This window comes from Pseudomonas sp. LRP2-20 (assembly GCF_024349685.1).
Classification (GTDB): Bacteria; Pseudomonadota; Gammaproteobacteria; order Pseudomonadales; family Pseudomonadaceae; genus Aquipseudomonas.
Genome location: NZ_AP025944.1, coordinates 742,111 through 760,493 on the forward strand (window position 1 = coordinate 742,111; position 18,383 = coordinate 760,493).

Below are 18,383 nucleotides of genomic sequence, written 5' to 3' on the forward strand. Positions count from 1 at the left end.
TGGGAACACTAGAATAGAGCCGACGTACCTATTCAGAATCCCGAGATGCCCGATCCCGTCGAAACCCAAGCCCTAGAGCAGTTGCCGCTGGACGAACTGGTCGCCTGCCACGAGTGCGACCTGCTGATGCGCAAGCCGGTGCTGCAGCATGACGAAAAAGCCCAATGTCCACGTTGTGGCTACGAGCTGTACGCTCACCGGCACAATGTCGTCAACCGTAGCCTGGCCTTGGTGCTGACGGCCTTGCTGCTGTTCGTGCCGGCCAACTTCCTGCCCATCATGCAGTTGCACCTGCTTGGCCAGACTTCGGACGATACCGTCTGGAGTGGTGTGCTGGGCCTTTACAACTCGGAAATGCGCGGCGTTGCCGTGGTGGTGTTCCTGTGCAGCATGGCCGTCCCCTTGCTCAAGCTGCTGTGCCAGCTGGCAGTGCTGCTGAGCATCCGCCTGAACGTGGGACGTGATTACGGGCTGGTGTTTTACCGCTTCTATCACCACCTGCGTGACTGGGGCATGCTCGAGGTCTACTTCATGGGCGTGCTGGTGGCGATCGTCAAACTCGTGGACCTGGCCGAACTGACCATTGGCCTGGGCCTGTTCTGTTTCATCAGCCTGTTGCTGGTCCAGGTCTGGCTCGAAGTGGTGATGTCGCCACACCAGATCTGGAGCGCGTTGTCGGGGGAGGATCTCCATGCGGGCGATTGATGCAGGCATCCTGGTCTGCAATGAATGTCATGAACTGAACCGTCAGGATGCCGAGCGCGATTCGCAGACCTGCACGCGCTGCGGTGCCATCGTGCACGCGCGGCGCCCCAACAGCATCATCCGTACCTGGGCGCTGCTGATCACCGCATCGATTCTGTATATCCCGGCCAACCTGTTGCCGATCATGACTGTCAGCACCTTGGGGCAGGGTAGCGGCGACACCATCATGTCTGGCGTCATTACCTTGCTCAAGCACGGCATGGTGCCGATCGCCGCCGTGGTGTTCATTGCCAGCATCCTGGTGCCTACCTTCAAGCTGGTGGGCATCGGCCTGTTGCTGTATTCGGTCCAGCGCCGCCAGCCACTGTCGGCAAGGCAGCGGATCCTGATGTACCGCTTCATCGAATTCATAGGGCGCTGGTCCATGCTGGACATTTTCGTCATCGCCATTCTGGTGGCGGTGGTGAATTTCGGCCGTATCGCCAGTGTCGAAGCCAACCTGGGCGCTGTCGCCTTTGCAACTGTGGTGATCCTCACGATGCTTGCTGCTTTAACTTTCGATCCCCGACTGATCTGGGATAACACGGAGTCGGATGACGACCATGAGTGACATGCCAACGGCTAAAACCCGCCCTGCCTCGAACTGGTCGGCCATCTGGATCCTGCCGCTGATCGCGCTGATGATCGGGGGCTGGCTGGCCTGGCAGGCCTATCGCGATGCCGGCGTGGAGATCGAAGTGCGTTTCGAGACCGGCGAAGGCATCGTCGCCAACAAGACCGAGGTGATCTACAAAGGCATGTCGGTGGGCAAGGTCACGAAGCTGGTGCTCGACGCAAAGGGTGAGAACCAGGGGGTGATCGCCACCATCGAGATGAACAAGGCTGCCGAGCCGCACCTGACCAAGGGCACGCGCTTCTGGCTGGTCAAGCCCAGTGTCAGCCTGGCCGGCATCTCGGGCCTGGAAACACTGGTATCCGGCAATTACATCGCTGTCAGCCCGGGTGAGGGTGAGCGGACCAAGCGCTTTAACGCGCTGAAGGTCGCGCCACCGCTGTCCGACACCGAACCGGGTCTGCACCTGACCCTCAAGGCCGAGCGCCTGGGTTCGCTCAATCGGGACAGCCCGGTGTTCTACAAGCAGATCCAGGTCGGCCGGGTGAAAAGCTATCGCCTTTCCGAAGACCAGAGCACGGTCGAGGTCAAAGTGTTCATCGAGCCGGCCTATGCCAGCCTGGTGCGCAAGCACACGCGCTTCTGGAATGCCAGTGGCATCAGCATCGACGCTGATCTGTCGGGTGTGAAGGTGCGCAGCGAGTCGCTGTCGAGCATCGTCGCCGGCGGCATCGCCTTCGCCACGCCGGAGTACCGCAAGGATAGCCCTCCAACCGACCCAAGCCTGCCGTTCCGCCTGTATGAAGACTTCGATGCGGCCCAGGCGGGTATCCGCGTCAAAGTGAAACTCACTGACTATGAAGGCCTCCAGGCCGGTCGTACGCCAGTCATGTACAAGGGTATTCAGGTTGGCTCGTTGAAAGCCCTGAAAATGGAAGACAACCTGGCCAGCGCCTCTGCCGAGCTGACGCTGGATCCGTTGACCGAGGACTATCTGGTCGAAGGTACGCAGTTCTGGGTGGTCAAACCGTCCATCTCCCTGGCGGGTATTACCGGCCTGGAGGCGTTGGTCAAAGGTAACTACATCGCCATTCGCCCAGGCGAGAAGGGCGCCAAGCCGCAGCGTGAGTTCGAGGCCCGGCCCAAGGCGCCGCCGTTGGACCTGAAGGCCCCAGGCCTGCACCTGGTGCTGTTCGCCGATACGCTGGGCTCGCTGGAGGTCGGCAGCCCGGTGATGTATCGCCAGGTCAAGGTCGGTAGCGTGCAGAGCTACCAGTTTGCCCGCAACAGCAATCGTATCCTGATTGGTGTGCACATCGAGAAAGAATACGAAAACCTGGTCAACGGCTCCTCGCGCTTCTGGAACGTCAGCGGCATTACCCTGACCGGGGGCCTGTCGGGTATCAAGATCAAGAGTGAGTCGCTGCAGACCCTGATGGCCGGCGGTATCGCCTTCGACACGCCTAGGCCCAATGTTGCACTCAAGCGCCATATCCCGCGCTTCCGCCTGCTGGAGAGCCAAGAGGCGGTGAACCGCACCGGTACCCTGGTCACTATTCGGGTAGACCGTGCCGACGGCCTCAAGCCTGGTACGCCAATTCGCTTCCGTGGCCTGGATGTGGGTAGCGTCGAGAGCGTCGACCTGACAAAAGACTTGCAGGCGGTACTGCTGCGCGCACGCATTACCGAGGCGGCAGACCGCATTGCCCGGGCAGGTACGCAGTTCTGGGTGGTCAAGCCGGCACTTGGGCTGGTGCGTACCGAGAACCTCGATACCTTGATTGGTGGGCAGTACATCGAAGTGCAGCCGGCGGTGAAGGACAAGGGGCCGCAGCGTGATTTCATTGCGCTGGGCGAAGCGCCTGAAATCGCAGGCGAGGAAGTGGGCCTGCCGTTGACCCTGAGTGCTCCGCGTCGTGGTTCGATCAAGCCGGGCGTGCCTGTTACCTATCGCGAGGTGGCGGTAGGCAAGGTGACCGGTTTCGAGCTTGGCCAGACCGCAGATCGTGTGTTGATCCACATTCTGATCGAGCCACGTTATGCCGCCCTGGTGCGCGGTGGCAGCCGGTTCTGGAACAGCAGTGGTTTTGGCTTCGACTGGGGGCTGTTCAAAGGGGCCACGGTGCGTACCGAGTCACTTGAGACATTGATCGATGGTGGCATTGCCTTCGCCACGCCTGAGGGCGAGCAGATGGGCAATCCGGCGCGGCCGCAGCAGACCTTCGCCTTGTTCGACAAGCCTGAGGATGCCTGGCTGCAGTGGGCCCCGAAGATCCAGATCGCCAAGTAACTAGCCAGCAATGTGGGAGTGGGCTTCGCCGTTGTTCGCGGGCAAGCCCGCTCCCACAGGGATCGCGCCAGAATCTAGAAATTGAGCAAGACAGTTGCTCCCACAGTGATCGAGCAGGGCCTAAATCGCAGGCATAAAAAAACCGGCCCTGGGGCCGGTTTTTTCGACAAGAACGTCGCTTAGGCAGCTGCAGCTTCTTTCAGTGCCTTGATGTGGCCATTCAGACGGCCTTTGTGGCGAGCAGCCTTGTTCTTGTGGATGATGCCTTTGTCGGCCATACGGTCGATTACAGGCACAGCCAGAACGTAAGCGGCTTGCGCTTTTTCGGCGTCTTTTGCGTCGATGGCTTTAACTACATTCTTGATGTAGGTGCGGACCATGGAACGCAGGCTGGCGTTGTGGCTGCGACGCTTCTCAGCCTGTTTTGCACGTTTCTTGGCGGAAGGTGTGTTGGCCACCGTCGAGCTCCTCGAAAGACTTTAGGTAAATAGCAAACAAAATAGGCCGCGAATCATGCCGATGAGTCGACCGGATGTCAAGGCCACCTGCAGGGTTCCGCCGAGTGGTGCAGCAACAGGCGGGAAATATTCCTTTCTGCCGTGCTACCTGTAAACTCGGGAATTTTTGGCTCCCCTGCGAAGGCGCGGGAGTATCGCACATTCGGACGCTGTCTGGCAGCGCCCTCTGTCCCTGGCGTGAATCTTTTCGATGAATCTGCTCAAATCCCTGGCTGCAGTCAGCTCCATCACCATGATTTCGCGGGTGCTGGGCTTCGTGCGCGACACCATCCTGGCCCGTGTTTTCGGTGCCGGTATCGCCACCGACGCCTTCTTCATCGCCTTCAAGCTGCCCAACCTGCTGCGGCGGATCTTTGCCGAGGGGGCATTTTCCCAGGCGTTCGTGCCGATTCTGGCCGAATACAAGACCCAGCAGGGCGAGGAGGCGACGCGCACCTTCATCGCCTATGTCAGCGGCCTGCTGACCCTGGTGCTGGCCCTGGTCACGGCCGTCGGCATCCTCGCTGCACCCTGGGTGGTCTGGGCCACTGCTCCGGGCTTTGTCGACAGCGCCGAAAAGTACGCGCTGACCACTGACCTGCTGCGGGTGACGTTCCCTTATATATTGCTGATTTCGCTGTCGTCCCTCGCCGGCGCGATTCTCAATACCTGGAACCGCTTTTCCGTTCCGGCGTTCACCCCGACCCTGCTCAACGTGGCGATGATCATCTTCGCCGTGCTGCTCACGCCGTACTTCAATCCACCGATCATGGCCCTGGCCTGGGGCGTACTGGCCGGTGGCCTGGCGCAGTTGCTGTACCAGCTGCCAGCGCTGAAGAAGATCGGCATGCTCGTGCTGCCGCGCCTCAACCTGCGCGACGCTGGTGTCTGGCGGGTGCTCAAGCAGATGCTGCCGGCGATCCTCGGGGTGTCGGTGAGCCAGATCTCGCTGATCATCAACACCATCTTCGCCTCCTTCCTGGTAGCCGGTTCGGTTTCGTGGATGTACTACGCCGACCGCCTCATGGAGCTGCCGTCCGGCGTGCTGGGTGTGGCCCTGGGCACCATCCTGCTGCCGACCCTGGCCAAGACCTACGCCAACAAGGACCGTGAGGAATATTCGCGGATCATGGATTGGGGCCTGCGCCTGTGCTTCCTGCTGGTGCTGCCGTGCACCCTGGCCCTGGCGATTCTCGCCGAGCCGCTGACCGTGGCGTTGTTCCAGTACGGCAAGTTCAGTGCCTTCGACGCCGCGATGACCCAGCGCGCGCTGATTGCCTACTCGGTCGGCCTGCTGGCGATCATTCTGGTCAAGGTGCTGGCACCTGGCTTCTATGCGCAGCAGAATATCCGTACGCCCGTGAAGATCGCGATCTTCACGCTGATCTGCACCCAGTTGTTCAACCTGGCATTGATCGGCCCGCTGCAGCACGCCGGCCTGGCCCTGGCGATCAGCCTGGGTGCCTGCCTGAACGCAGGCCTGCTGTTCTGGAAGCTGCGCAGCCAGCGGTTGTTCCAGCCGCAGCCGGGCTGGGCGATGTACCTGCTCAAGCTGGTGCTGGCCGTTACCCTGATGGCAGCGGTGCTGCTGGTGGGCATGCACTACCTGCCGGCCTGGGAACAGGGCAACATGCTTGAACGGTTCCTGCGCCTGGGCGCGTTGATCGCGGCGGGTGTGGTGACCTATTTCGGTTGCCTCTACCTGTGTGGTTTCCGGCCCCGGCATTTCGCCCGCAAGGCCCTGCATTGAGCTGGAACGCGGGTCAGGCGTCGGTTTTTCGCATTCCACGCCACCCCTTGGCGCTGCTGCCTGTCACCGGCGCCCGGGTGTGGTTATAATCGGCCACTTTATGAGCAAGAAGCGCGTTATGCAGCTGGTTCGAGGTCTTCACAACCTGCGCCCCGAGCACCGGGGCTGTGTCGCCACCATTGGCAACTTCGACGGGGTTCACCGCGGCCACCAGGCAATCCTGGCGCGCCTGCGCGAGCGCGGCCAGGCCCTGGGCCTGCCGACCTGCGTGGTGATCTTCGAGCCGCAGCCGCGCGAGTACTTCGCCCCGGACACCGCACCCGCCCGCCTGGCGCGCCTGCGCGACAAGGTCGAGCTGCTGGCCGCCGAAGGCATCGACCGGGTCCTGTGCCTGGCGTTCAACCAGCGCCTGAGCAAGCTCGGCGCCGATGACTTCGTCAAGGCGATCCTGGTTGATGGCCTGGGCGTGCGCCACCTCGAAGTGGGCGACGACTTCCGCTTTGGCTGCGACCGTGCCGGCGACTTCGCCTTCCTGGTCGCTGCTGGCCAGAAGTACGGGTTTACCGTCGAAGCGGCCAACACGGTGATCCAGGACGGCCTGCGAGTCAGCAGCACCGAGGTGCGCAACGCGCTGTCTGCAGGCAACTTCGAGCTGGCCGAGCATCTGCTGGGCCGCCCATACCGTATTACCGGCCGCGTGTTGCATGGCCAGAAGCTGGCCCGCCAGCTCGGCACGCCGACCGCCAACATCCAGCTCAAGCGCCGCCGAGTGCCGCTGTCCGGGGTCTACCTGGCCAGCATCGAGATCGACGGCAAGGCCTGGCCGGGTGTCGGCAACATCGGCGTGCGCCCGACAGTGGCCGGAGACGGCCGCCCGCACCTCGAGATTCATCTACTGGATTATGCCGGCGATCTGTATGGCCGGCGCCTGACGGTGGAATTCCACCACAAGCTGCGTGAAGAGCAGCGATTCGCCTCCCTGGAGGCGCTGAAGTCGGCGATCGATGCGGATATCGCCGCCGCACGTGCACATTGGCACGCTCAACCGCTAACGAAGAGCCTGAAATGACCGACTACAAAGCCACGCTAAACCTTCCGGACACCGCCTTCCCCATGAAGGCCGGCCTGCCTCAGCGCGAACCGCAGATCCTGCAGCGCTGGGACAGCATTGGCCTGTACCAGAAGCTGCGCGAAATTGGCAAGGATCGTCCGAAGTTCGTCCTGCACGACGGCCCGCCCTATGCCAACGGCAAGATTCACATCGGTCATGCGCTGAACAAGATCCTCAAGGACATGATCGTCCGTTCCAAGACCCTGGCCGGCTTCGACGCGCCGTACGTACCGGGCTGGGACTGCCACGGCCTGCCGATCGAGCACAAGGTCGAGGTCACCCACGGCAAGCACCTGACTGCCGACCGCACCCGCGAGCTGTGCCGCGAGTACGCCGCCGAGCAGATCGAAGGGCAGAAGACCGAGTTCATCCGCCTGGGTGTGCTGGGTGACTGGGACAACCCGTACAAGACCATGAACTTCGCCAACGAGGCCGGTGAAATCCGCGCCCTGGCCGAAATGGTCAAGCAAGGCTTCGTGTTCAAGGGCCTCAAGCCGGTGAACTGGTGCTTCGATTGCGGTTCGGCCCTGGCTGAAGCCGAGGTCGAATACGCCGACAAGAAGTCCCAGACCATCGACGTGGCCTTCCCGGTCGCCGATGAGGCCAAGCTGGCCGCCGCTTTCGGCCTGGCTTCGCTGGCCAAGCCCGCTGCCATCGTGATCTGGACCACCACCCCGTGGACCATCCCAGCCAACCAGGCGCTGAACATCCACCCGGAATTCAAGTACGCCCTGGTCGATACCGGTGAGCGCCTGCTGGTGCTGGCTGAAGAGCTGGTCGAGTCGTGCCTCAAGCGTTACAACCTGGAAGGCTCGGTAATCGCCACCGCCCCGGGCTCGGCCTTGGAGCTGGTCAACTTCCGTCACCCGTTCTACGACCGTCTGTCGCCGGTTTACCTGGCTGACTATGTCGAGCTGGGCGCCGGTACCGGTGTGGTGCACTCGGCACCTGCCTACGGTGAAGACGACTTCGTCACCTGCAAGCGCTACGGCATGGTCAACGACGACATCCTCACCCCGGTGCAGAGCAACGGCGTGTATGTAGAGTCGCTGCCTTTCTTCGGCGGCCAGTTCATCTGGAAGGCCAACCCGGCCATCGTCGACAAGCTGAGCGAAGTCGGCGCGCTGATGCACACCGAAACCATCAGCCACAGCTACATGCACTGCTGGCGCCACAAGACTCCGCTGATCTACCGCGCCACCGCGCAGTGGTTCGTCGGCATGGACAAGCAGCCGAGCACCGGCGAGCCGCTGCGTGAACGTGCGCTGAAAGCCATCGAAGAAACCAAGTTCGTCCCGGCCTGGGGCCAGGCGCGCCTGCATTCGATGATCGCCAACCGCCCGGACTGGTGCATCTCGCGTCAGCGCAACTGGGGCGTGCCGATTCCGTTCTTCCTGCACAAGCAGACCGGCGAGCTGCACCCGCGCACCGTCGAGCTGATGGAAGCCGTGGCCAAGCGCGTCGAGCAAGAGGGCATCGAAGCCTGGTTCAAGCTGGACGCTGCCGAGCTGCTGGGTGACGAAGCCGGCCAGTACGACAAGATCGCCGATACCCTGGACGTCTGGTTCGACTCCGGTACCACCCACTGGCACGTGCTGCGTGGCTCGCACGACATCGGCCACGCCACCGGCCCGCGCGCCGACCTGTACCTGGAAGGTTCCGACCAGCACCGCGGCTGGTTCCACTCGTCGTTGCTGACCGGTTGCGCCATCGACGGCCACGCGCCGTACCGCGAGCTGCTGACCCACGGCTTCACCGTGGACGAAAGCGGTCGCAAGATGTCCAAGTCGCTGGGCAACACCATCGAGCCGGAGAAGGTCAACAACACCCTGGGTGCCGACATCCTGCGCCTGTGGGTTTCCGCGACCGACTACTCGGGCGAGATGGCGGTTTCCGAGCAGATCCTGCAGCGCAGCGCCGATGCCTACCGCCGTATCCGCAACACCGCGCGCTTCCTGCTCTCCAACCTGTCCGGCTTCGACCCGGCCCGCGACCTGCTGGCCCCCGAAGACATGCTGGCCCTGGACCGCTGGGCGGTGGACCGTACCCTGCTGCTGCAGCGCGAGCTGGAAGAGCACTACGGCGAATACCGCTTCTGGAACGTCTACTCGAAGATCCACAACTTCTGCGTGCAGGAGCTGGGTGGCTTCTACCTCGACATCATCAAGGACCGCCAGTACACCACCGGCGCCAACAGTGTCGCCCGCCGTTCCTGCCAGACCGCGCTGTACCACATCAGCGAGGCACTGGTGCGCTGGATCGCGCCGATCCTGGCGTTCACCGCCGATGAAATCTGGCAGTACCTGCCGGGCGAGCGCAACGAGTCGGTGATGCTCAACGGCTGGTACCAAGGCCTCAGCGAACTGCCGGAAGGCACCGAGCTGGACCGCGCCTATTGGGACCGCGTAATGGCTGTCAAAGCCGCGGTCAACAAGGAACTGGAAAACCAGCGTACCGCCAAGGTCATCGGCGGCAACCTGCAAGCCGAAGTCACCCTGTTCGCCGAAGAAAGCCTGAGCGCCGACCTGAACAAGCTGGGCGATGAACTGCGCTTCGTGCTGATCACCTCGGCCGCCAGCGTGGTGCCGTTCGCCCAGGCGCCGGCCGAAGCCGTGGCCACCGAAGTCGAAGGCCTCAAGCTGCAGGTGGTCAAGTCCGGCCACGTGAAGTGCGGCCGTTGCTGGCACTTCCGCGCCGACGTCGGCAGCCACCCGGAGCACCCGGAAATCTGCGGCCGTTGCGTCGACAACCTGACCGGCGAAGGCGAGGTGCGTCACTATGCCTAACCCTGCGGCGGGGCGCTTCGGGCGCCTTGCATGGCTTTGGCTGAGCTTGCTGGTCCTGGTCCTCGACCAGGCCACCAAGCTGTATTTCAACAACGCGTTGACCATGTACCAGCAGATCGTCGTCATTCCTGACTACTTCAGCTGGACCCTGGCCTACAACACTGGCGCTGCCTTCAGCTTCCTCGCCGATGGCGCCGGCTGGCAGCGCTGGCTGTTCGCCCTGATCGCCGTGGTGGTCAGTGCGGTGCTGGTGGTCTGGCTCAAGCGCCTGGGGCGCGGCGAGACCTGGTTGGCGGTAGCGCTGGCGCTGGTGCTGGGGGGCGCGATCGGCAACCTGTACGACCGCATCGTGCTTGGCCATGTGGTCGACTTCATCCTGGTGCACTGGCAGAACCGTCATTACTTCCCGGCCTTCAACCTGGCCGACAGCGCCATCACCGTTGGCGCGGTGATGCTGGCGCTGGATATGTTCAAGAGCAAGAAGTCCGAGGATCCGGTCCATGACTGACACCCGTATCGGCCAGAACACCGAAGTCACCCTGCACTTCGCGCTGCACCTGGAAAACGGCGACACCGTCGACAGCACCTTCGACAAGGCCCCGGCCACGTTCAAGGTCGGTGACGGCAACCTGCTGCCAGGTTTCGAGAACGCGCTGTTCGGCTTCAAGGCCGGTGACAAGCGCAACGTGGTGGTGGCGCCGGAGAATGCCTTCGGTCAGCCCAACCCACAGAACGTGCAGGTCATGCCACGCTCCAACTTCGAAGGCATGGAGCTGTCCGAAGGGCTGCTGATCATCTTCAACGACGCCGCCAACACCGAGCTGCCGGGTGTGGTCAAAGCGTTCGACGACGACCAGGTGACCATCGACTTCAATCACCCACTGGCTGGCAAGACCCTGACCTTCGAGGTGGAAATCCTCGAGGTGAAGGCCCTGTAAGCCTGGAGCCGAGCATGCAAATCAAACTCGCCAACCCGCGCGGCTTCTGCGCGGGGGTCGACCGGGCGATCGAGATCGTCAACCGTGCGCTGGAAGTCTTCGGCCCGCCGATCTACGTGCGTCACGAAGTGGTGCACAACAAGTTCGTGGTGGAAGACCTGCGCAACCGTGGCGCCATCTTCGTCGAGGAGCTGGACCAGGTGCCGGACGATGTCATCGTCATCTTCAGCGCCCATGGCGTTTCCCAGGCCGTGCGCCAGGAAGCGGCAGGCCGCGGCCTGAAGGTATTCGATGCGACCTGCCCGCTGGTGACCAAGGTGCACATCGAAGTGGCCAAGTACAGCCGCGATGGCCGTGAGTGCATTCTCATCGGCCACGAAGGCCACCCGGAAGTCGAAGGCACCATGGGGCAATATGACGCCAGCAACGGCGGCGCCATCTACCTCGTCGAAGACGAAGACGATGTTGCCCAGCTGCAGGTGAACGACCCGGATCACCTGGCCTTCGTCACCCAGACCACGCTGTCGATGGACGACACCAGCCGCGTCATCGATGCCCTGCGCGCACGCTTCCCGAACATCGGCGGCCCGCGCAAGGACGATATCTGCTACGCCACGCAAAACCGCCAGGATGCAGTCAAGCAGCTGGCCGGCGAGAGTGATGTATTGCTGGTGGTCGGCAGCCCCAACAGCTCCAACTCCAACCGCCTGCGCGAGCTGGCCGAGCGCATGGGCACCCCGGCCTATCTGATCGATGGCGCCGAGGACATGCAGCGCGTCTGGTTTGAAAAGGCGCAACGGGTCGGTATCACTGCCGGTGCTTCGGCTCCCGAAGTATTGGTACAGGGCGTGATTGAACAGCTCAAGGCCTGGGGCGCCATCGGCGCCGAAGAGCTGGATGGGCGGCCGGAGAACATCACGTTCTCCATGCCCAAAGAGCTGCGGGTTCGCTCGCTGATCTGAATCAGGGGCCTGCGCACAGTGAGTCTGTTTTCTCATCTGTGCGCAGGTCGACCCTGCCTGCCCGTGATATCACCACACGATACTTGCTGCTCGTTGATGGGCCTTCGCACACGCTGATCGTTGCGCCCAAGCGCCCCACTGGCATTCCCAGAGCACTGAACTTCACCTGCCCATCGGTATTGCCCGCGATTTTCATCGGCCGGGTAAACCGATGTTCGCGTAGCACTTGCTGGTTGTGCTCGAGCAGCACGCGCCAACCTTTCCCCCAATCACTTTCCAGAGGCCGCACCAGCACTGGCTGGCTTTGCAGCATGGCGTGGCTACGCGCGCTGCGTAGCGATTGGGCCAGATCCCGGGCCGCCGCCGCTCTGTGCAGGTCATCGCTCAACTTGGCGTAGGCCGGCATGCCTAGCTGCGTCAGCAAGCCGGCTATGGCGAGGGCGAACATCATTTGTATCAGTGTTACACCACGTTGCCTCACCGTGCATTCCTCCCTGGAAGTGCTTGGCTTTAGCTTCACGGTCTTTGGACATGAGGTCCAGTCGAACAAGTTCAAGGCAGTTGCGGGAAAGGTCGCAGGAGGTGCAGGGATGCGCAATAAACAGCGGGGCATGACGCTTCTGGAAGTGCTGTTGGCAGTAGTTGTGGTGGCTGTTGGCATATTTGCTTCGGCAGCCATGCAGCTTAAGGCACTGCAAGCGACTGACAGCGCGCGCCGTGATGGGCAGGCGGCGTTTGCAGTGCACAGCGAACGCGAGCGGAGCCGGCCATGAAGCGCATGCAAGTCGGCTTCGGGTTGCTGGAAGTGATGCTGGCGCTGACGATCGGACTGATGGTGCTGCTGGCCGCTAGTCAGCTCTTCGTCACTGCCCATCAGGCATGGCGGCTTCAAGGCGCGGCGCTGCGCCTTCAGGATGATGCACGCCTGGCGCTGCTGCGAATGGCTCAGGATATCCGCATGGCAGGCATGTTCGGTTGTCTGCGCCTGAAGCCTGGTGATATCGAGGATCCGATTGCTCGGCAGGCATTTGCCCAGCCACTGGTGATTGGTCCGTCCAGCCTGGAGCTGGTTGTCGCCGAGTCATCAGATTATGCAGGTGAGCCTGACTGGACGCTGTTGACTGACTGCCGTAACGAAGCCCTCGTATACAAAGTTCCCCCATCGCACACGCCCACGCTCATGGCCTTGCGGATCAGCCGTCATCGTTATGAGCTGCGCGGCTCCACCTTGCAGTTCATATGGGGCCGAAATTCCCAGCCGCTCATCGAACATGTGCGCGAGATCCAATTCACTCGGGTTCATTCGCCAGGAGGGGGCAGGGTCGATCTAACGCTCACGCTGTTCGAACCGACGCTGCAACTTGAGCAGCGCCATCAATTGAGCGTGGCGCTACGCAATCTGGAATCCGACTCATGAGCCGTGAACGCGGTATGGTTCTGCTGCTGTCTCTGGTGCTAAGCCTACTGCTGGCTTTGCTGGCTGCCTCGGCCTTGCGTGACGCGCTGATCGAAACACGAATGACCGGTGCCATGATTGATGGCCTGCAGGCTTTTGAAGACGCGGAAGTCGTGCTGCTCGCTGGCGTCGATCAATTGCAGCGCTCGCCGCCGGGGCAGTGCAGCGATTGCAAGCCACCGCCACGTCCGCACGATCTGCAAGGCCAATGGCAAAACCACCAGCGCGGGTATTTTCACCTGCAGAACCTGGGTGAAACCGACCGGGCTGCACATATGCCCGAGGGCGAACGGGTCACCTTGTACCGAATAACAGCCGTCAGCCAGCAACTGGCGGCCCGCCAGGTCCTGGAAGCCGTGTACGCCATACCGACCGCTCAAGCACAAGCCCCCCAGCGCATCCTCTGGCGGCAGAGATTGAGGGAGGACTGACATGCAGCAAGGCATGACCCTGATCGAGTTATTGATTGTCGTGGCCGTCACCGGCATTCTGGCAGCCATTGCCTACCCCAGTTACAGCGACCAGCTCAGGCGAGCCGCACTCAGCGAAGTGGTTGGCCTGCTGCATGACGCTGCACTGCGCCTGGAACGCCATCGCGTGCGTACCGGGCAGTACGCCGAGGGCGACCCGCAGCTGCCCGCCGCCAACCGTCATTATCGCTTGCAGGCCCAACGCGACAGCGACACCTTCACGCTGACCGCCCGGCGCCTGCCCGATGGCCTGATGGTCGATGATCGCTGTGGCGATTTCCAGCTCGACCAGGCCGGCGTGCAGAGCAATCCGGGTGCCGCGCAAGGCAGCGAGCGCTGCTGGGGAAGCTGAAGGTTGAATGATGCCCAGGCATCGCGGAATTACTTCAGGTGTTGGATCGACAGATGAGCAAGCAAGTAGTGGTGGTCGGCGGCGGGGTGATCGGCCTGCTGACCGCATTCAACCTGGCGGCCAAGGTCGGCCAGGTGGTGGTGTGTGACCAGGGCGAAGTTGGCCGCGAGTCTTCCTGGGCGGGCGGCGGTATCGTCTCGCCATTGTACCCCTGGCGCTACAGCCCGGCGGTGACCGCCCTGGCGCATTGGTCGCAGGATTTTTATCCACAGCTGGGCGAGCGTCTGTTTGCCACGACCGGTGTCGACCCAGAGGTGCACACCACTGGCCTGTACTGGCTCGATCTGGACGACGAGGCCGAGGCGCTGGCTTGGGCCGAGCGCGAGCGTAGACCCCTCAGTGCCGTGGATATCTCGGCCGCCTACGATGCGGTGCCGGTGCTTGGCCCGGGCTTCAAGCACGCGATCTTCATGGCCGGTGTGGCCAACGTGCGCAATCCGCGGCTGGTGAAGTCGCTCAAGGCAGCATTGCAGGCACTGCCCAACGTTACCTTGCGTGAGCACTGCCAGATCAGCGGCTTTGTTCATGAGAACGGGCGCGTGACTGGCGTACAGACGGCTGACGGTGTGCTCACGGCGGATGAAGTGGTGCTTAGCGCTGGCGCCTGGAGTGGTGACCTGCTGCGCACCCTGGGGCTCGAGCTGCCGGTCGAGCCGGTGAAGGGCCAGATGATCCTGTTCAAGTGCGCCGAGGACTTCCTGCCGAGCATGGTGCTGGCCAAGGGGCGCTATGCGATCCCGCGTCGGGACGGGCACATTCTGGTGGGCAGCACGCTGGAGCATGCCGGGTACGACAAGACCCCGACCGAGGACGCGCTGGCCAGCCTCAAGGCCTCCGCCATCGAACTGCTGCCTGAGCTCAAGGATGCCACGGTGGTGGCACACTGGGCAGGCTTGCGGCCAGGGTCGCCTGAAGGCATCCCCTATATCGGGCCGGTGCCTGGGCATGACGGCTTGTGGTTGAACTGTGGGCATTACCGCAACGGGCTGGTGCTGGCGCCGGCTTCGTGTCAGCTGTTCACCGACCTGCTCAGCGGGGCCGAGCCCATCATCGATCCGGCGCCGTATGCGCCAGCGGGGCGCTTGGGCTGAGACTGCACAGCAGCCCCAATTTCACCAAGCTACAGATCACTGTGATTGGCCGGGCCCCTGCTGCAAGTGTGCCTGGCTGCAATACCAGTCATTGCCCTGCTGCAGCGCCCGGTCGTCGGGCAGGTGCACGCCGCAGTGGGCGCAACGCACCATCTTCAGTGGCGCATCGAGCTTCGGCTCGGGGTGCGACTGCTGGCTGACTTTGAACTTGCGCCACAGCCAGAACGCGGCGGCGATCAGGGCGATCCAGAAAAGTAGGCGAACCATGGTGTCCAGCTTGTTGATTATGGAAGCCGACAGTCTAGGACGCGGTCATAAAAAAAGGGAGGCCTCAGGCCTCCCTTTCTCATCGCGCTTGGGTCAGTCGAACAGACCAAAGGTCATGTAGCTGAACCACGAGCGATCTTTTTCGGCTTCTTTCGGGCCTGCCGGCACGATCGGGTCGCCGTTCTCGTCCTTCGGCAGCAGCTCTTGCGGCATCTCGTCGCGCGCGTCCTGGAACTGCTTGACCACGTCCTGGTTGGCGCGGGTTTCGCCCGGCGGCAGCGGGGTGTCGGTCTCGATCAGCCCCAGGGTAGCCTTGGACAGCCAGCTGCGGCCGTCAGACTCGGTCTGCTTGGGCTGGAACTGGCCATCGACCAGGCTTGGGTGGTCCGGGTAGTTGAGCTTGAGGGTTTCCAGGCTGGTGGCAGCCAGGTCGTCCAGGTGCATCTTCTGGTACGACTCGACCATGATCGCCAGGCCGTCGCCGACCGATGGGGTTTCCTGGAAGTTCTCGACCACGTAGCGGCCACGGTTGGCAGCGGCCACGTAAGCCTGGCGGCCCAGATAGTAGTCGGCCACGTGGATTTCGTAGGCGGCCAGCAGGTTGCGCAGGTAGATCATGCGCTGCTTGGCGTCCGGCGCGTAGCGGCTGTTGGGGAAGCGGCTGGTCAGCTGGGCGAACTCGTTGTACGAGTCACGGGCGGCGCCCGGGTCACGCTTGGTCATGTCCAGCGGCAGGAAGCGCGCCAGCAGGCCACGGTCCTGGTCGAACGAGGTCAGGCCCTTGAGGTAGTAGGCGTAGTCGACGTTCGGGTGCTGCGGGTGCAGGCGAATGAAGCGCTCGGCGGCCGATTTGGCTGCTTCAGGCTCGGAGTTCTTGTAGTTGGCGTAGATCAGCTCGAGCTGCGCCTGGTCGGCGTAGCGGCCGAACGGGTAGCGCGACTCCAGGGCCTTGAGCTTGTTCACGGCGCTGGTGTAGCTGGAGTTGTCCAGGTCAGCCTGAGCCTGTTGATACAGCTCGGCCTCGCTGAGGTTCTCGTCAATGACTTCCTTATTGGAGGAACAGGCCGCGGTGAGCCCGAGGATGGCGATCAGCAGCAGGTGTTTCACTTGCATGGCGGCTTGCGTCCCTTTGACGGCCGCTGTCTTGGGCGGTGCCGTCCTGTTATGATGAGCGCCCCGGCCAACCCCGGGACAAAAGAAGCCGTATTTAACCACAAGCTCGCAGCCGAAACCAAAGGCTGTGCGCCCGCCGAATCGAGCATGTCCGAGATCATTCAACTTAGCGCAGAGGTCCCGTCCGAACTGGGCGGTCAACGCCTCGACCAAGTCGCCGCCCAATTGTTCGCCGAGTATTCGCGTTCGCGGCTTACTTCGTGGATCAAAGAAGGCCGCCTGACGGTCGATGGCGCGGTCGTGCGCCCTCGGGACCCGGTCCATGGTGGTTCGCAACTCATCCTGGAGGCCGAGCAAGAGGCCCAGGGTGAGTGGATCGCAGAAGATATCGAACTGGATATCGTCTACGAAGACGACCACATCATGGTGATCAACAAGCCTGCCGGGCTGGTTGTTCACCCGGCCGCCGGGCATGCCAGCGGTACGCTGCTCAATGCGCTGCTGCACCACGTGCCGGACATCGTCAACGTGCCGCGCGCCGGTATCGTGCATCGCCTGGACAAGGACACCACCGGCCTGATGGTGGTGGCCAAGACCTTGCAGGCGCAGACCAAGCTGGTCGAGCAGATGCAGGCCCGTAAAGTCAGCCGCATCTACGAATGCATCGTCATCGGCGTGGTCACCGCCGGTGGCAAGATCGATGCGCCGATCGGCCGTCACGGCGGCATGCGCCAGCGCATGGCGGTCACCGACGGCGGCAAGCCGGCGGTCAGCCACTACCGTGTGCTCAAGCGCTTCCGCTCGCACACCCACGTGCGCGTGAAGCTGGAAACCGGCCGTACCCACCAGATTCGTGTGCACATGGCCCATGTCGGTTTCCCGCTGGTCGGCGACCAGACCTATGGCGGGCGCTTCCGCATTCCGCCAGCGGCCAGCCCGACCATGGTCGAGGCGGTCAAGACCTTCCCACGCCAGGCGCTGCATGCGCGTTTCCTTGCGTTGGCTCACCCGATCACCGGTGAAATCATGAAATGGGAGTCGCCGCTGCCGGACGACTTCGTCTGGTTGCTGTCGCTGCTCAACCAGGACCGCGAGAGCTTTATCGGATGAACGGCCTGACGCAGACGCTGCTGTTCCCCGACTGGCCAGCCCCGGCCTCGGTCCGCGCCTGTGTCACTACCCGTGAGGGCGGCGTCAGCCTGTCGCCCTATGATTCCTGCAATCTCGGTGATCACGTCGGCGATGACCCGGTCGCCGTCGCCGAGAACCGCCGTCGCCTGAGCGACACATTCGCCATCCAGCCCGCCTGGCTCAAGCAGGTGCATGGCCTGGTGGTGGCGGATGCCGACCCCGCCGTGGTGGCCGAGGCCGATGCCAGCTGGACCGACCAGCCGGGCGTTGCCTGCACCGTGATGACTGCCGATTGCCTGCCGGCGTTGTTCTGCGACCGCGCCGGTACGCGCGTGGCCGCAGCGCATGCCGGCTGGCGCGGGCTGGCTGGCGGTGTGCTCGAGGCTACCCTCGATCGCCTGGCGCTGGCGCCTGAAGAGGTGCTGGTGTGGCTCGGGCCGGCGATTGGCCCCAAGGCGTTCGAAGTCGGGCTGGAGGTGCGCGATGCCTTCACCGCCGTGCATCCTGAAGCGGCCAGGGCGTTTGTCGACGGCGAGCGGCCGGGCAAGCTGATGGCCGACATCTACGAGCTGGCACGCATTCGCCTGGCGGCGCGTGGGGTGACGGCTGTTTATGGGGGCGGTTTCTGCACGGTCAGTGACGAGCGGTTCTTCTCCTATCGCCGTACCCCGCAGGGCGGGCGTTTCGCCTCCTTGGTCTGGCTGGCTGCGCGCTAGCCTGTACTGGCTTCATCGCGGGCAAGCCCGCTCCCACAGGTAACTCACCGGCCTTGAAAGCGGTGCTGTACTTGT

Annotated in this window: 20 protein-coding genes; 16 read left to right on the top strand and 4 right to left on the bottom strand. The window is 63.0% G+C overall.

From position 1 onward, the window contains the following. The first annotated feature begins 45 nt into the window (after positions 1–45). From OCX61_RS03120 to OCX61_RS03130, 3 genes are read left to right on the top strand one after another with little or no spacing between them, the layout of a single operon-like run. Positions 46–705 (top strand): paraquat-inducible protein A, encoded by a 660-nt coding sequence (locus OCX61_RS03120; protein ID WP_103445790.1) that lies wholly within the window; start codon positions 46–48, stop codon positions 703–705. After that, entirely contained in the window at positions 692–1,315 is a 624-nt protein-coding gene (locus tag OCX61_RS03125; RefSeq protein WP_261942567.1) for a paraquat-inducible protein A, read from the top strand. The genes OCX61_RS03120 and OCX61_RS03125 overlap by 14 nt, the downstream gene beginning before the upstream one ends. Beyond that, on the top strand, positions 1,308–3,608 hold the full coding sequence (locus OCX61_RS03130; RefSeq protein ID WP_261942568.1) for a PqiB family protein: 2,301 nt from the start codon (positions 1,308–1,310) through the stop codon (positions 3,606–3,608). The genes OCX61_RS03125 and OCX61_RS03130 overlap by 8 nt, the downstream gene beginning before the upstream one ends. A 179-nt stretch (positions 3,609–3,787) precedes the next feature. On the opposite strand, the gene rpsT is transcribed toward OCX61_RS03130, so the two are convergent. Continuing rightward, a complete protein-coding gene (rpsT, locus tag OCX61_RS03135; protein ID WP_003247625.1) occupies positions 3,788–4,066 on the bottom strand; it encodes a 30S ribosomal protein S20 in 279 nt (92 codons plus the stop codon). A 250-nt stretch (positions 4,067–4,316) separates the two neighbouring features. Between rpsT and murJ the strand changes: the two genes are divergently transcribed. The 6 genes from murJ to ispH all read left to right on the top strand — a co-directional run bounded on the left by murJ (position 4,317) and on the right by ispH (position 11,652). Then, on the top strand, positions 4,317–5,855 hold the full coding sequence (gene murJ, locus OCX61_RS03140) for a murein biosynthesis integral membrane protein MurJ (RefSeq protein WP_261942569.1): 1,539 nt from the start codon (positions 4,317–4,319) through the stop codon (positions 5,853–5,855). Between the two features lie 118 nt (positions 5,856–5,973). Then, complete coding sequence (gene ribF / locus OCX61_RS03145) at positions 5,974–6,924, top strand: bifunctional riboflavin kinase/FAD synthetase (protein WP_261942570.1); 951 nt, start codon at positions 5,974–5,976, stop codon at positions 6,922–6,924. Next, entirely contained in the window at positions 6,921–9,752 is a 2,832-nt protein-coding gene (gene ileS / locus OCX61_RS03150; RefSeq protein WP_261942571.1) for an isoleucine--tRNA ligase, read from the top strand. The genes ribF and ileS overlap by 4 nt, the downstream gene beginning before the upstream one ends. Next, on the top strand, positions 9,745–10,260 hold the full coding sequence (lspA, locus tag OCX61_RS03155) for a signal peptidase II (RefSeq protein ID WP_054886101.1): 516 nt from the start codon (positions 9,745–9,747) through the stop codon (positions 10,258–10,260). Before ileS ends, lspA begins: the two co-directional genes overlap by 8 nt. Next, positions 10,253–10,690 (top strand): FKBP-type peptidyl-prolyl cis-trans isomerase, encoded by a 438-nt coding sequence (fkpB, locus tag OCX61_RS03160; protein WP_261942572.1) that lies wholly within the window; start codon positions 10,253–10,255, stop codon positions 10,688–10,690. The genes lspA and fkpB overlap by 8 nt, the downstream gene beginning before the upstream one ends. A gap of 14 nt (positions 10,691–10,704) precedes the next feature. Continuing rightward, on the top strand, positions 10,705–11,652 hold the full coding sequence (gene ispH, locus OCX61_RS03165; RefSeq protein ID WP_261942573.1) for a 4-hydroxy-3-methylbut-2-enyl diphosphate reductase: 948 nt from the start codon (positions 10,705–10,707) through the stop codon (positions 11,650–11,652). 1 nt (position 11,653) lies between these two features. Here ispH and OCX61_RS03170 read toward each other — a convergent pair whose 3' ends face one another. Further along, positions 11,654–12,133, bottom strand: a complete 480-nt coding sequence (locus OCX61_RS03170; RefSeq protein ID WP_261942574.1) for a GspH/FimT family pseudopilin — start codon at positions 12,131–12,133, stop codon at positions 11,654–11,656. A 109-nt stretch (positions 12,134–12,242) separates the two neighbouring features. Here OCX61_RS03170 and OCX61_RS03175 point away from each other — a divergent pair, with 109 nt between their 5' ends. Genes OCX61_RS03175 through thiO form a run of 5 tightly spaced genes read left to right on the top strand, consistent with a single transcriptional unit; the run spans position 12,243 to position 15,081 of the window. Further along, positions 12,243–12,425, top strand: coding sequence for a prepilin-type N-terminal cleavage/methylation domain-containing protein (locus tag OCX61_RS03175; RefSeq protein WP_261944261.1), 183 nt, complete (start codon positions 12,243–12,245; stop codon positions 12,423–12,425). Next, positions 12,422–13,069 carry a PilW family protein gene (locus OCX61_RS03180; protein ID WP_261942575.1) on the top strand — a complete coding sequence of 216 codons (648 nt, stop codon included), beginning with the start codon at positions 12,422–12,424 and terminating at the stop codon, positions 13,067–13,069. Before OCX61_RS03175 ends, OCX61_RS03180 begins: the two co-directional genes overlap by 4 nt. Next, the gene (locus tag OCX61_RS03185; RefSeq protein ID WP_261942576.1) at positions 13,066–13,539 is read left to right on the top strand and encodes a hypothetical protein; all 474 of its coding nucleotides are present in this window, start codon (positions 13,066–13,068) and stop codon (positions 13,537–13,539) included. Before OCX61_RS03180 ends, OCX61_RS03185 begins: the two co-directional genes overlap by 4 nt. 1 nt (position 13,540) lies before the next feature. Continuing rightward, entirely contained in the window at positions 13,541–13,930 is a 390-nt protein-coding gene (locus OCX61_RS03190) for a type IV pilin protein (protein WP_261942577.1), read from the top strand. Positions 13,931–13,983: 53 nt separating this feature from the next. Then, entirely contained in the window at positions 13,984–15,081 is a 1,098-nt protein-coding gene (thiO, locus tag OCX61_RS03195; protein ID WP_261942578.1) for a glycine oxidase ThiO, read from the top strand. Positions 15,082–15,117: 36 nt separating this feature from the next. Here the strand turns inward: thiO and OCX61_RS03200 are convergent, their stop codons facing one another. Both OCX61_RS03200 and OCX61_RS03205 read right to left on the bottom strand, forming a co-directional pair. Continuing rightward, entirely contained in the window at positions 15,118–15,348 is a 231-nt protein-coding gene (locus tag OCX61_RS03200; protein WP_261942579.1) for a PP0621 family protein, read from the bottom strand. Between the two features lie 93 nt (positions 15,349–15,441). Then, positions 15,442–16,461, bottom strand: coding sequence for an outer membrane protein assembly factor BamD (locus OCX61_RS03205; protein WP_261942580.1), 1,020 nt, complete (start codon positions 16,459–16,461; stop codon positions 15,442–15,444). 147 nt (positions 16,462–16,608) lie between these two features. Between OCX61_RS03205 and rluD the strand changes: the two genes are divergently transcribed. Then, positions 16,609–17,571, top strand: coding sequence for a 23S rRNA pseudouridine(1911/1915/1917) synthase RluD (gene rluD / locus OCX61_RS03210; protein WP_027918228.1), 963 nt, complete (start codon positions 16,609–16,611; stop codon positions 17,569–17,571). Next, positions 17,568–18,308 (top strand): peptidoglycan editing factor PgeF, encoded by a 741-nt coding sequence (pgeF, locus tag OCX61_RS03215; RefSeq protein ID WP_261942581.1) that lies wholly within the window; start codon positions 17,568–17,570, stop codon positions 18,306–18,308. Before rluD ends, pgeF begins: the two co-directional genes overlap by 4 nt. Positions 18,309–18,383 lie beyond the last annotated feature (75 nt).